The organism is Paenibacillus sp. FSL R7-0302, from assembly GCF_038006885.1.
GTDB lineage: Bacteria > Bacillota > Bacilli > Paenibacillales > Paenibacillaceae > Paenibacillus_AQ.
Map to the genome: position 1 here is coordinate 2,012,002 of NZ_JBBOWB010000001.1, position 13,139 is coordinate 2,025,140.

Below are 13,139 nucleotides of genomic sequence, written 5' to 3' on the forward strand. Positions count from 1 at the left end.
CGTACGCCGCCCCCGGCAACTTGCCCGGCTTCTATACGAAGGGCGTAGCGCTCAAAAAACTATTAGGAGGAAATATCATGAATACCACAGTACGCTTGACTGAAAGATCCGGATCGAATTCTTCCCAGCGCAGCAAAGGTTTTGTACCGGTTGTAGTTTACGGTGCAGGTTCAGATACCCAGTCCTTCTCAGCAGATGCCAAAACACTTAATGATATTCTCGGCAAAAACCCGCGTGCCATCCTGAAGGTGGAATTCCCGGGCTCCGGCTCGAAGAATGCGGTTATTCAGGAGGTGCAGCGCCAGCCGGTATCCCGTACGCTGCTTCATGTAGATTTGCAGCAGATTGACATGAAGGCTGATCTGGATACCAAGGTAGCCTTCCACTTCACAGGTGATCCTATCGGCGTCAAGAGCGGCGGCGTGCAGCAGGTGGAGCTGTATGAGCTGGATATCCGGACCTTGCCGGACAAGCTGGAAGCAAACCTCGAAGTAGATATCAGCGGCCTCGATATCGGTGATCAATTGCTGGTGTCCGATCTTCCGAAGCATGAAGGCTGGGAGATCCTTACCCCTGAAGATACACTGATCGTGCGGATTTCGCCTCCGCTCGTGATGGAGGAGCCGGCTGATGAAGCTGCTGCCGCACCAGCTGAGGAAGCAGCCGAAGCTGAGAAGTCTGAAGAATAAGACTTTTCTGGCTGTAGCCATCGCATTTCTATATGCAGAGAACACCGCAGACAGCCTGAGATAACGGCTGTATATGGAGAGTCATAATCTTTGATCAACCAGGAGCAGACATATCCTTAGCAGGGAATGGTCTGCTCCTTTTTGCGGAAGCGGGAATCTGGTACATCCTGGTATTTCATATGAGAGAGTAGGAGAGTGCATTCATGAATCCTAATATAATCAAGCTGGTAAGCGGCTCCAATGCGAAGCTGGACGAGGCTTCCACCCAGGCAACCGTGAAGATATCCTGCAGCAGTTCTCCGGCTATTCTGGATATCAGCTGCTTCATGGTGGGCGGGAACGGGAAGGTGCCGTCCGATGATTTCTTTATCTTTTATAATCAGCCGGCTGATCCCAAGCACACGGTCGTATTCAATCCGATTGATAAATGCAGCGGAGAGTTCGCCATTGATCTGCGCGCGCTCCGTGATTCGGCCATTGAGAAATGCGTCTTCGCGGCTACGTTGGACGGTCCCGGAACCTTCGCCGATGTCAGAGGCTGCAGAATCAGCGCGGCGGGGAAGGGTACAGAGCTGGTATATGAAATTATGGACGGCAATGCCGAGACCTCGCTCGTGCTGGCAGAGCTGTACCGCCATGGCGGGGGCTTCAAGCTGCGTGCGGTCGGCCGGGGCTTCCATGGCGGACTGAAGCCGCTGGCGGAAGCGCACGGCGTTGAAGTGGAAGACGAAGCGCCGGAGAACAGCGGAGCACAGCCACACGCACAAGGGGTGCCAGGCCATATGGAAGCAGCGGCTACATACAGCGGACCGCCTAAGGATACAGTCCAGGAGGAGGCTCCCCGGCCTGCCCTGAATTTGACGAAGATTGATCTTCTGAAGCAGCAGGTCGGAATTTCACTGCGCAAGAAGAATCTTGACCAGGAGAAGGCAAGGGTAGCCGTGGTGTTCGATGCATCCGGCTCCATGGCGCAATTATATGCGAAGGGAGTCGTGCAGCGGGCTTTTGAACGGGTGCTGGCTGTGGCTGCCAAGATGGATGATGACGGAATGCTGGATGTCTGGTTCTTCGCCACCAAGAGCAAAAGAATGCCGAGCGTGAATGAACACGGGTATGAGGATTATGTGAAGCGGACCTATCCGGGACCGAAGATGTTCGGGGGACTGGGCATCGGGAACAATGAGCCGGTGGTGATGGCGGATCTGATCAAGAAATATACGAAGGAGGAGCCGGGTGACCTGCCGGTATATGTGGTCTTCTTCAGCGACGGGGGCATCTATGAGACGCCCAAAATATCGAAGCTGCTGATCCAGAGCTCGAAGCATAATATTTTCTGGCAGTTTGTGGGGCTGGGCAATGCGGATTATGGCGTACTCCGTGAGCTTGACGATCTGCGGGGCCGTTATGTGGATAATGCGGATTTCTTCGCGCTGGATGATCTGGACGAGGTCAGCGATGAGGACCTGTATGACCGGCTCTTCAACGAGTACCCGAAATGGCTGCGTGAAGCCCGGCAGAAGGGCGTTGTGCGTTCATAGAATGAAGTATAGTGGGCAGATCCGAAGCCGGTAAGGGCTAGGGTCTGCTCTGTTTTTTTATGAAGGAGTGAATAGGAGGAGGCGCTGTTGCACTGGAGGGGAGCGATGTAGGTAGCTTGCCAGTTTACAACGTAACAGTGTTATGTTACGATGAGCGCAAGGAGTGGTGATATGGAAGAGGATTTAATCTCCAAAAAGGAGCTGCTCGATGAGACAGGAATCTCTTACGGGCAGTTGTACCGCTGGAAGCGGAAGCAGCTGATTCCTGAGGAATGGTTCATCCGCAAATCTACCTTTACGGGACAGGAGACCTTTTTTCCGCGGGCGCGGATTTTGGGGCGGGTACAGCATATTTTACAGAAGAAGGATGATCTCTCCCTGGATGAATTGGCGGATAAGCTGTCAGAGCCGGCATCCTCGTACAGCATAAGGTTAACTTTATCCCAGCTAAAGGAACGTAACATTGTTTCGGTGAGTAGTCTGGAGCGGTTCGGGAGACCGGAGGACGAGGGCATACCGCTGAGCTTCGAGCAGATTCTTCATGTATTTGCGGCAGATTGGCTGCTCAGCAAGGGGGAGCTCAGCTGGGAAGAAGCAGACCGGCTCTATCAGATACTGGAGAGTCATGCGCCGGGGTACGGGGAGAAGGGCTGGGAGCTGTTTTTTGTGCGGAAGATGGGGGTTAGCTTCTTCATTATGGCGCTGCCGGGAGCGGGGCTGGCCTTCGAAGAGGGGGTACGGCTGGTGAGCAGGCTTCGCTCTGCCGATCTGGCGGAACTACTGAATGGACGTTTGACTGAAGGCGGCTTATAGAGTAATGAACAGTAAACCATAGGAGGCTGGACCATGGAGAAGAATGAACTGCCGGATCTGGTGATGGATGGGGTCAACACGGCTGCCGGAGGCAGATATAACAAAGTGAATATCAACGGCGTCAGCAAGATTAACGGAGCGCTCAGCGCACATACCTATAGCTGTGACGGCGTAATGAAGCTGAACGGCGACCTTGCGGCGGAAGAGATGGAGATGGACGGAACCCTCAATCTGAAGGGCAATCTGCAGGTTGGTGAAATGAAGCTGAATGGAGTAGTGAGCGGAGAAGGCAGTTTGCGGGGAGAGCGCTGTGTAATGGACGGCATGCTGAAGCTGAAGGGCAATTGTGAGCTGGAGGAGCTGACCGGTGAAGGGGTATTCACGGTGGGTGGCCTGCTGAGTGCGGGCCGGATGGAGTTCGGGCTACAGGGTCAGTCTGAGGCAGGGGAGATTGGCGTGGAGAGCCTGGTGATCCGCAAAAAAGGTAACGCGGCCTGGGGCAGACTGCTCGGCGGAATGATCCCCAAGCTCAAAATCGGGCTGCGGGCCAAGCTCATCGAAGGCGATACGCTAGATCTGGAATACACAAGTGCAGATGTAGTGAGGGGCGGTACGGTCATTATCGGGCAGGGCTGCTCAATTGGCCGGGTGGAGTATAGAGCGGGACTGACTGTACATCCCGGTGCCCAGGTGGGAAAGGAGGAGAAGACCGGTGAATGAAACGGTAGAACGCCATGATCTGAAGATACTCGGGACGTCGAGCTCTGTCGGCGGAGTGTTTAAGGATGTGAAGGTGACGGGAGAATGTACCTTCGGCGGGGATGTGGACTGCCATAAGCTTACGCAGACCGGAGAGGTAGCGGTTGAAGGAAATCTTCGGGCACAGGATATCAAAATCACCGGGGAGTGCAAGGTGAAGGGCCGGGTAGACGCAGCCAGCCTGCGCGGACAAGGAGAGGTTACGGCTGGCGGCGGGCTGCGGATTGAGGATATCAAGCTGACCGGCGGGATCATAGTTACGGGCGATTGTGAAGCAGAGCAGGTGCAGCTTACCGGAGTCCTGGAGGTCAGCGGACTATTAAATGCGGAGAAGCTCGACCTGACATTATTCGGCCCCAGTAGGGCGGATACGGTCGGCGGCGGCGGCATCTCCATCAAGCGCAGCCGTTCCGGCGCGTTGCTCAGACCCGGGAAGAAGATGAGCTTCGCGGCCCGGCTGATTGAAGGAGATCAGATCGAGCTTCAGCATACGCAGGCGCAGACCGTCCGGGGCGGAAGTGTTGTGATCGGGCCCGGCTGTGAGATTGAAACGGTGGAATACCGGGAGCTGCTGGAGGTTCATAAGAGCTCAATAGTGCGGAACACGGTGAAAATGTAGCGTTAATCCTGCCGGGCGGCCTTGAACCGTAGCACGGTTCGCAGCTTCTCCGGGCGGGCACGCCTGGCATCCGAGATATAGATTTCGCGGTGCAGGAGAGACTCCCGCACCAGGCCCTGAGCGGTGCAGAATTGCTCCATTCTGGCGAAGCTGTGCGGTTCATCATCATAGGGGCCTATATGCAGCATTTGTACACTCAGGCCGTCTTCGCAGTGCTCGAAGACGGCCTTATCCAGCAGCGGGTGCGGCTTGCTGTGCTTGACCTGCTCCAGCACTTCTGCGGCAAGCAGAGGGGTCAGGAAATCCGGCTGCCGGATCATTAAGGTGTATACCAGCTCGTTCTTATCAAGAGCGGCTGAGCGGCGTCCGGCTTCGCTGAGATCCCATACCCCTTCCAGCGGGAAGACGGTGTAGTCGAAGTAGCCTTCGGGTGCGGGACCTCGTCTCGGCAGCATTTTGACTGCGTAGGACAAGGAATACAGCACAGCGACTGCTTCTGCGAAGGCGCTGCCGTTGGGATTACCTTCACCCCGCAGGGTGAAATAAGGAAAGGAGGGTACATGGATCAGCCCCGGTTCGGCAGGGGGCAGGTATAGGGCTTTGTCTTGTTTTCTCCATTCGGCCTTCATGCGGGTCACCTCAGTTCATAGGATTGTGATGTATTCAGCATAGCATGCAAACCGGACAGGTGTATGTCAGGTTGGCAGCCGGAGGCTGAATGGTAATAGTTCAAGTACATAGAAAGAGTATTTAGTAGAGGAGGATTTAGGTTGAGCGGAACGATGGAATGCGTGGTTGCTGCGAAGGCGGCCCTTGGAGAAGGTCCCCATTGGGATCACAGGAAGGGCAGGTTGTATTGGATGGATGTTGACAGCAATGAATTACATTTCTATGACCCCGGCAAGGGGACGGATGATATTCATTCCTTTGAGCGAAAGGTAAGTGCAGCTGTACCGGCGGAGCGCGGCGGCTGGATTCTGACGATGGAGGACGGGATCTACAGATATATGGAGCATCAGCCCTTGGAGCTGTTGGCAGCGGTGGAGACCGGAATCTCCGGTAACCGGCTGAATGATGCCAAATGCGACAGCCGTGGACGGTTGTGGTTCGGCTCGATGAACAGAAGGTTTGCGGGAAGAGAGGGCAGCCTGTATGTAATGGAATCCGCTGGTGAGGTCCGGCAGGTGTTGACTGGGATCGGCATCTCCAATGGCTTGGCCTGGAACGACAGCTTGGGGGTCATGTATTACATTGATACGTTGACCAAGGGGATCGATGTAATGGATTATTCGCTGGCAGACGGCTCGGTAAGCGGGCGCCGGACAGTCATCCGGTTGGCGGAAGGCGAAGGCTGGCCGGATGGGATGACGATCGACAGTGAAGGCATGCTCTGGGTCGCCCATTGGCGCGGGGGCTGTATCTCACGCTGGAATCCTCATACGGGGGAACAACTGGAGAAAATTGAGGTCCCGGCGCATTATGTAACCTCCTGTACCTTCGGCGGCGGGAATCTGGACGAGCTGTACATCACTACAGCACGCGGATACATGAGTGCAGAAGAGCTGGAACGCTGGCCGCAGGCGGGCGGATTGTTCCGGTTCAAGCCTGGAGTGAGGGGCTGGGAGGCTAACCGGGTGGCTTTTTAACGAGGGGAGCCCTGACTCAACCATTTTAAATCTGATGCTCTACTATTACCTAATAGCAGAAACGGAGTTGTTTATACGGCGGATATTCTGCCTGTGAGCAGCTCTTTTTATGTTGCATAAAATCATGTAACCCGGGGACAACAGCGGCCGGAAGTTCAAATGTTCTCCGCAGCGGCGACCAAGCATCGAGTTCAAGCTTTAAGTGCATGCCTTTTTATTTTCAGAATAAACAAAATATGGTATTGTATCTATATATTGAAACGCTTTCACAAAGAGCGGTGAGAAAGACGGAACCCGGTATCCATCATTATTCCTATCAAAAGCAAGGAGGACTTCGATGATTAAGGCTGTTGTCGTAGACGATGAGCGTCTGGTGCGCAAGGGTTTCATCTCACTGCTGGATTGGCCGTCCTTCGGGGTGGTGATTACCGGAGAGGCCAGAGACGGGCATGCGGCACTGGAGCTGCTGCGCGAGCAAGAGGCGGATCTGTTGTTCGTGGATCTGTCGCTGCCGGGGATGACCGGGTTCGAGCTGATCCGGGAGGTGAGGCTGCGGTATCCGGCAGTAAGGTGCGTGGTGCTGACCTGCCATCATGAATTCGATGAGGTGCAGGAGGCGCTGCGGCTGGGAGCGGTAGATTACATTGTCAAAACGCTGCTGGAGCCGGAGAATGCCGATAAAATCATCCGCAGACTGGTGGAACGGATCAGGTGGGAGGACAGGAACAAAAGCAACCCTGCGAAGGCAGAGCAGAAGGTGATCGCTGAGGATAACGCGCTGCTCTATGTGCCGCTTACGCCGGAACTGAAGGAAGAGCAGCTGTATGCACTGTCTCTGGTGAGAAATTCCACGCTGCATGCTGTGCCGGGGATGTGGCTGTCTCCGCTGCCGTATCCTGTGGATGCAGCGCGGATCGGAGGAGAGCTGGGAGCGGCGCTTGGGACAAGCTGGACAGCGGCGCTGCTGGAGGGGGTGCGCGGTCAGCCGCTGAAGAGAATTGCTGCGGTGCTGGAACAGTCGGCCCGGCAGGCGCTGTTCTATGCGGCGGGCGGCCAGGCGCTCCCGAGGCTGCACTATGGTGAACTGCAGGCGCTGGCCGCGCGGCAACGGCCGGAGACGGGCGTCCCTTCCGCGCTGGTACAGGCGCAGAATCTACGCTGGACACTGGAGCGGAGAGAATGGGACCTGTTCCTCAGCGGGGTTGCGATGCAGCAGCCGGACCCTGCGGCAGTGGCGGACTTTGGCCAAGAGCTGCTTCAGGGCTGGAGCGGCCTGCTGCTTACAGCGGAGGAAGCGCAGCAGCTCGCGCTGGCGGCAGAGTGCAACCGGCACTGGCGGCACTGGCAAGTCTGGCTGCATCAGTTCACGGGGCATGTCCAGCGCCGGATGATTGAGCTGGGCTTGAGCCAAGAGGTGATGCTCTGCCTGATCAGCGCTGTGCGTTATATGAAGAGCCATGCCGGCGATAAAATCAATCAGGGCGATGTTGCCGCTGCCATCCATATGAGCCGCGGCTATTTCAGCAGGTGCTTCGCCCGCTTTGCCGGTGAGACTTTCGGGGAATGCCTGCGGCGCATGCGGCTGGAGCTGGCGAAAGCGCTGCTGCTGGAGACCCGTGTACCGGTGTGTGAAATTGCCTGCCGGTCGGGCTTCGGGGATGAGCGTTATTTCAGCAAGTTGTTCCGGGAGCATGTCGGCAAGCTGCCGAGTGAATACCGCGCAGAAGGCCAGCTTCAAGCTGTCCACTTTGCGGCTGAACACAGGGACAGCAAGGACAGCAAGGACAGCAAGGACAGCCTGATTTTCTCCACTTAATCAATACAATCAGCTCTGCCCGTTCAGCCGGTCTGAGTTGCGGGTGACCTTGTGGAGCAGTTCTGTCAGCGTATCCAGCTCACTCTCGGTAAGGTCCATGGACAGCTTACGGTTGAAATCATCGAGCAGCGCCTGGAAGACCGGAGCGAATTCAAGCGCCTGGGGGGTCGGATACAGCAGGAAGGAGCGGCGGTCTTTCGGGTCAGTCCGGCGTTCAATATATCCCGAGGCCTCCAGAAGCTTCACGGAGCGGGTGGTTGTCGCTTTATCGCATTTAATCCGGCTGGTCATCTGATCCTGGGTGATCCCCGGATGACTCAGCACCAGCTTTAAGAAGCTATGCTGGCCGCCGCTGCCGATGCCGTAGGGAAGCAGCTCCTTGGCCAGTATTTTTTGGTTCTGACGGTGAAGATGGGAGATCAGCTTCCCGATTGGTTCTCTGATCGGATCACTGATTGGTTCTCTAACCGGTTCTCTATTTGAAGTCACCATGGACACCTCGCTGAGGATTATAACGGCTGCCAGCCCTAAGGCATAGCGCCCTGCCTCAGATCTTACCGTAATTTTGTTGCGCGCGCAACTAATTTGCAGTACACTGTGAAGGATTAGTTTGTTGCGTGTGCAACTAGATTACATTTGAACCAAGAGGGTGTTAGCGGATGAGCAGCTTAGAGGCGACCTATCAGGAGGATGCCGGGATACAGAAGAAGCGCTGGCTGATTCTGATCGTTCTTAACTTGTTTACTTTTATGTCTACACTGGATGGAAGCATTGTGAATATTGCGCTGCCGGTGCTGGTGAAGGAGCTGGGGCTGCCGGTAGCCCAGGTGGAGTGGGTGACAACCGGATATCTGATGGCGATCTGTTCAGTGATTCTGTTCTTCGGGAAGCTGGGGGACATCGCCGGCAAAATAAAGATGTTCAAGCTGGGCATGGTCGTCTTCACCATCGGCTCTCTGCTCTGCGGATTAAGCCACAGCCTGCCGCTGCTCATTGCTTCGCGTGTAGTGCAGGCGGTCGGCGCTTCGATGACCATGGCGAACAGCCAGGGCATTGTTACGGATATTTTCCCGTCTACGGAACGCGGCAAGGCTCTCGGCTTGATCGGAACCTTCGTGTCCCTCGGCAGTATAGCGGGGCCCAGCCTGGGCGGAATTATCGTATCGTCGATGGGCTGGGAGTATATTTTCTGGGTGAATGTGCCGATTGGAATTCTGGCGATTGCGCTGGGCTGGAAGGTACTGCCGAAGGATCTGGTACGCGTGAAGTCAGGGATTGATGCTCCCGGCAGCCTGCTGTTTGCTGTCTTCATTGTCTCTCTGTTCGCCGGACTTTTGCTCGGCCAGCAGCTTGGATACGGGGATACCCGGATCATTGCCGCTCTCTCCGCTGCGGTTATTACCTTCATCGTCTTCCTGATCGTGGAGCTGCGCAGCGCCCAGCCGCTGCTTCAACTGGGCCTGTTCAAGAATCCCTTGTTCTCACTGAGTATATTCTGTGCTTTTCTGGTGTTCGTCTCGAACTTCTGCTTCAATATTATCGCGCCGTTTTATGCGCAGAATATGCTGAACATGTCCCCTTTTGATGCAGGCTTCCTGCTGATGCTCTACCCGATCTGCATGGTGATAGTCGCTCCGTTAAGCGGGGCATTGTCGGACAAAATCGGTTCGGAGCTGCTCACCTTCGCAGGGCTGATCGTGATGGTGGTTGCCCAGTTCGGGCTGGCCCGGCTGCATGAAGGCAGTCCGGTTATGCTGGTCGGCGTCTGGATCGCCATGCTCGGCATCGGCAGCGGGATGTTCGGCTCACCGAACAACTCGCTGATTATGTCCACGGTGCCGCGAACACAGCTAGGCTCGGCAGGCAGCGTGAATTCGCTGGTCCGTAATGTGGGGATGGTCGTCGGAATTACCTTAGCCACCTCGATTCTGTTCAATGTAATGAGCAGCAAGGCCGGCTACCGGGTAACCGGGCTGGTAGAAGGACGTCCGGAGTTGTTCCTCTCGGGGATGCATGCAGTCTTCCTGGCTTCGTCCGGGATCTGCCTGTTATCGGCGCTCCTGACCGGTTGGCGGCTGTTCTCCTCGCGCAGGGCGAAGAGTCTGAGCGCATAACTTGAATAGACGGGCAGGGCTGCGGAATTTCGCTGTCCTGCTCTTTTTTTGTTAAAAAGAATTTCAATGTTTTGGGGCCCCCCGCAAAGTACCTGACTCATCATCGAGTTAAAGCTTCACTTTGTGGGGATGTTGTGTCACAATCTCCGTCCCTATCTTGTCTACAGTTATGAAGAGCAATACAACCATAATGGAGGCGACCTAATTTGAGTCTAAGAATGAATTATCGTGAGGTTAACGGCCCGGCATTCCGGGCAATGATGGCGCAGGAGCAGCATGCAGGAAGCCGCAGTAAGGATAAGGTACTGTATGAACTGGTTAAAATACGGGTCTCACAGATTAACGGCTGTGCGTTCTGTCTGGATATGCATGCCAAGGATCTGATGAAGCTGGGCAACTATGCCGATCATATTCTGCTACTGAGTGTGTGGCGCGAAGCGCCGTTGTTCAGTGCCAAGGAACGTGTGCTGCTGGAATTCGCCGAGCAGGTCACGCTGATCAGCGAAGCTGGCGTTCCGCTGGAGCTGTACAATAAGATGCTTACGCACTTTAGCGAAGAGGAGCTGGTAGACTGGATTATGGCGATCAATACGATCAACAGCTGGAACCGGATTGCCATCACGACCGGGATGTTCCCGGGCTGCTTCGGCTAAGGAAGAGGATAGAGTGTAAGGAAGGAGGGCGGCATGAAGTGGACAGGGGGAAAATAAGGACTCAGGCCGAGACACCGGCAGCGGAGAATCCCGGTATGGAGGAGCTGTATCAGAGCTATAAAGGCTATGCCTTCTCCATTGCCTACCGGATGCTTGGCGTGATTGCCGATGCAGAGGATGCGGTGCAGGATATGTTCGCCGAGCTGCAGCACCGGGACCGGAGCGGCATTCAGAATATCAAAGCCTATGTGGCTAAAGGCGTGACCAACCGCTGCCTCAATCTGCTGAACTCGGCACGCAGCCGCAGAGAGACTTATATCGGGGAGTGGCTGCCTGAGCCGGTAAGCGAGGGATATGACGGCCCGGAAGCGGCGGCAGAACGCAAGGATAATCTGTCGTATGCTTTTCTGGTGCTGCTGGAGCGTCTGTCTCCCACGGAGCGTGCGGTATTCGTACTGCGGGAAGCCTTCGAATACGACTATGAAGCCATTGCCGGAATGGTAGGCAAGTCGGGCAGCAACTGCCGGCAGATCTTCAGCCGGGCCAAGCGTATCCTGCAGACAGAGCCGGCTTCCCGGTTGCCCTCGCTCAGCTATGGAGCAGTCACTGAGAATCTGCTGGTGCGCTTCACTGCCGCGTTCACCTCCTACGATGTGGGCGGCATGCTGGAGCTGCTGGCCGAGCATCCGGTACTGGTTACTGATGGCGGGGGCCGTGAGGTGCATACCATACTCCGGCCGATGACCGGACGCCGGGGAGTGACTGCACTGCTGACCTCGAAGCGGGTTATGCACTATTTGCGGGAGTGGAAGCCTTCCTGCGGGCTGCTGAACGGCGAGCCGGGTCTGATCTTCACCGATCAGGGAGCCGTGAAGTGCGTGCTCTGCCTGAGTACGGATTCCAGCGGGGAACGGATTCAGAGCCTGTATCTTCTGATGGACCCTGCGAAGCTGTCCCATATTACCGTACCGCCGGAGCTGCCCCAGCGCTGAGGGCCAGCAAGAACCAATAAGACACGTTACTCTCCCTGAGCGGGAAGGCAACGTGTCTTTATTAGTTGAAATGAAGAACTCCCAGTGAAATTCAGGGGTACATATGTCACATTAAGCACACTCACTTAGTTCTTGAAGCTGTGAATCGGCGCGGGAATCCGTCCGCCGCGGTTGACGAAGCCCGCACAATTGAACGGGTTGACAGCCATGACTGGAGCATATCCGAGCAGACCGCCGAATTCGACTATTTCACCGACGTCCTTACCGATAACCGGAATGACGCGGACCGCTGTGGTCTTGTTGTTGACCATGCCGATGGCGGCTTCATCGGCAATGATGCCTGCGAGGGTCTCTTTGCTGGTGCTACCGGGAATGGCAATCATGTCCAGGCCTACCGAGCAGACACAAGTCATGGCTTCGAGCTTCTCCAGCGTCAGCGCACCCCGCTGGACGGCCTGGATCATGCCGTGGTCTTCGCTGACCGGGATGAAGGCGCCGCTTAAGCCGCCGACATAGGAGGAGGCCATGACTCCGCCTTTTTTGACATTGTCGTTAAGAATGGCGAGTGCTGCTGTGGTGCCGGGAGCCCCGGCTTCTTCAAGGCCCATGACCTGGAAGATCTCTGCGATAGAATCGCCGATCTCGGGCGTAGGGGCCAGCGACAGGTCGATGATGCCGAAGGGCACATTCAGCCGCTTGGAGGCTTCCTGTGCGACCAGCTGGCCGACACGGGTGACCTTGAAGGCAGTACGCTTGATCGTCTCGCACAGGGTTTCGAAGTCCTGTCCCTTGACCTCTTCCAGCGCCCGCTTGATCACACCCGGACCGCTCACGCCAACGTTAATCACACACTCCCGCTCGCCGACCCCGTGGAAGGCACCGGCCATGAACGGGTTATCCTCGACCGCATTGCAGAATACAACCAGCTTGGCACAGCCGATGGAGTCGCGGTCCTTGGTGCGCTCCGCCGTCTGGAGAATGATGTCGCCCATCAGCTTCACCGCGTCCATGTTGATGCCGCTGCGCGAGGAGCCGACGTTGACGGAGGAGCAGACTCGCTCGGTCACCGCCAGCGCTTCCGGAATACTGTCAATCAGAATCCGGTCGCCCTTCGTACAGCCCTTCTGCACCAGCGCGGAATACCCGCCGATGAAGTTGACGCCTACCTCCTTGGCAGCCTTGTCCAGAATCTGGGCGACAGGCACGTAGGTATCGGTATGTACAGCTCCCGCAGCAATCGAAATCGGCGTTACGGAGATCCGTTTGTTGACAATCGGCACCCCGAATTGGCGCTCCAGATCCTCACCCGTCTTCACGAGCTTCTCGGCAGAGCGGGTGATTTTGTCATACACCTTCTGATTGAACACCTTCATATCGGTATGGGCGCAGTCCATCAGGCTGATGCCCATCGTAATGGTGCGGACATCCAGGTTCATTTCCCGGATCATTTTATTCGTCTCCTGAACTTCTACTATCGAGATCACTAGCCTTGCTCCTCCC

At 56.0% G+C, this 13,139-nt stretch carries 13 protein-coding genes; 10 read left to right on the forward strand and 3 right to left on the reverse strand.

The window, feature by feature from the left end; genetic code table 11:
• Window positions 1-77 precede the first annotated feature (77 nt).
• From MKY96_RS08585 to MKY96_RS08605, 5 genes are all read left to right on the forward strand, one after another.
• Entirely contained in the window at window positions 78-689 is a 612-nt protein-coding gene (locus MKY96_RS08585; RefSeq protein WP_076079235.1) for a 50S ribosomal protein L25, read from the forward strand.
• A 203-nt stretch (window positions 690-892) separates the two neighbouring features.
• On the forward strand, window positions 893-2,227 hold the full coding sequence (locus MKY96_RS08590; protein WP_340939797.1) for a vWA domain-containing protein: 1,335 nt from the start codon (window positions 893-895) through the stop codon (window positions 2,225-2,227).
• Window positions 2,228-2,398: 171 nt separating this feature from the next.
• Window positions 2,399-3,040 (forward strand): DUF4004 family protein, encoded by a 642-nt coding sequence (locus MKY96_RS08595; RefSeq protein ID WP_340939799.1) that lies wholly within the window; start codon window positions 2,399-2,401, stop codon window positions 3,038-3,040.
• 33 nt (window positions 3,041-3,073) lie between these two features.
• Window positions 3,074-3,760, forward strand: coding sequence for a hypothetical protein (locus MKY96_RS08600; protein WP_340939800.1), 687 nt, complete (start codon window positions 3,074-3,076; stop codon window positions 3,758-3,760).
• The gene (locus MKY96_RS08605) at window positions 3,753-4,418 is read left to right on the forward strand and encodes a bactofilin (protein WP_340939801.1); all 666 of its coding nucleotides are present in this window, start codon (window positions 3,753-3,755) and stop codon (window positions 4,416-4,418) included. Before MKY96_RS08600 ends, MKY96_RS08605 begins: the two co-directional genes overlap by 8 nt.
• A 2-nt stretch (window positions 4,419-4,420) precedes the next feature.
• Here the strand turns inward: MKY96_RS08605 and MKY96_RS08610 are convergent, their stop codons facing one another.
• A complete protein-coding gene (locus MKY96_RS08610) occupies window positions 4,421-5,047 on the reverse strand; it encodes a GyrI-like domain-containing protein (RefSeq protein WP_340944497.1) in 627 nt (208 codons plus the stop codon).
• A 141-nt stretch (window positions 5,048-5,188) separates the two neighbouring features.
• Between MKY96_RS08610 and MKY96_RS08615 the strand changes: the two genes are divergently transcribed.
• Both MKY96_RS08615 and MKY96_RS08620 read left to right on the forward strand, forming a co-directional pair.
• Window positions 5,189-6,064 carry an SMP-30/gluconolactonase/LRE family protein gene (locus tag MKY96_RS08615; protein WP_340939802.1) on the forward strand — a complete coding sequence of 292 codons (876 nt, stop codon included), beginning with the start codon at window positions 5,189-5,191 and terminating at the stop codon, window positions 6,062-6,064.
• A 337-nt stretch (window positions 6,065-6,401) separates the two neighbouring features.
• Window positions 6,402-7,880: a response regulator transcription factor gene (locus tag MKY96_RS08620; RefSeq protein WP_340939803.1), complete on the forward strand. Its 1,479-nt coding sequence runs from the start codon at window positions 6,402-6,404 to the stop codon at window positions 7,878-7,880.
• A gap of 9 nt (window positions 7,881-7,889) precedes the next feature.
• Here the strand turns inward: MKY96_RS08620 and MKY96_RS08625 are convergent, their stop codons facing one another.
• Window positions 7,890-8,372, reverse strand: a complete 483-nt coding sequence (locus MKY96_RS08625; protein WP_340939804.1) for a MarR family winged helix-turn-helix transcriptional regulator — start codon at window positions 8,370-8,372, stop codon at window positions 7,890-7,892.
• Window positions 8,373-8,539: 167 nt separating this feature from the next.
• Here MKY96_RS08625 and MKY96_RS08630 point away from each other — a divergent pair, with 167 nt between their 5' ends.
• The 3 genes from MKY96_RS08630 to MKY96_RS08640 all read left to right on the forward strand — a co-directional run bounded on the left by MKY96_RS08630 (window position 8,540) and on the right by MKY96_RS08640 (window position 11,639).
• The gene (locus MKY96_RS08630) at window positions 8,540-9,994 is read left to right on the forward strand and encodes an MFS transporter (protein WP_340939805.1); all 1,455 of its coding nucleotides are present in this window, start codon (window positions 8,540-8,542) and stop codon (window positions 9,992-9,994) included.
• A gap of 206 nt (window positions 9,995-10,200) precedes the next feature.
• Window positions 10,201-10,647 carry a carboxymuconolactone decarboxylase family protein gene (locus MKY96_RS08635; protein ID WP_340939807.1) on the forward strand — a complete coding sequence of 149 codons (447 nt, stop codon included), beginning with the start codon at window positions 10,201-10,203 and terminating at the stop codon, window positions 10,645-10,647.
• Between the two features lie 95 nt (window positions 10,648-10,742).
• Window positions 10,743-11,639 (forward strand): sigma-70 family RNA polymerase sigma factor, encoded by an 897-nt coding sequence (locus MKY96_RS08640; RefSeq protein WP_340944498.1) that lies wholly within the window; start codon window positions 10,743-10,745, stop codon window positions 11,637-11,639.
• A gap of 125 nt (window positions 11,640-11,764) precedes the next feature.
• Here MKY96_RS08640 and MKY96_RS08645 read toward each other — a convergent pair whose 3' ends face one another.
• Window positions 11,765-13,123 carry a PFL family protein gene (locus MKY96_RS08645; RefSeq protein ID WP_445322016.1) on the reverse strand — a complete coding sequence of 453 codons (1,359 nt, stop codon included), beginning with the start codon at window positions 13,121-13,123 and terminating at the stop codon, window positions 11,765-11,767.
• Window positions 13,124-13,139: the final 16 nt, after the last annotated feature.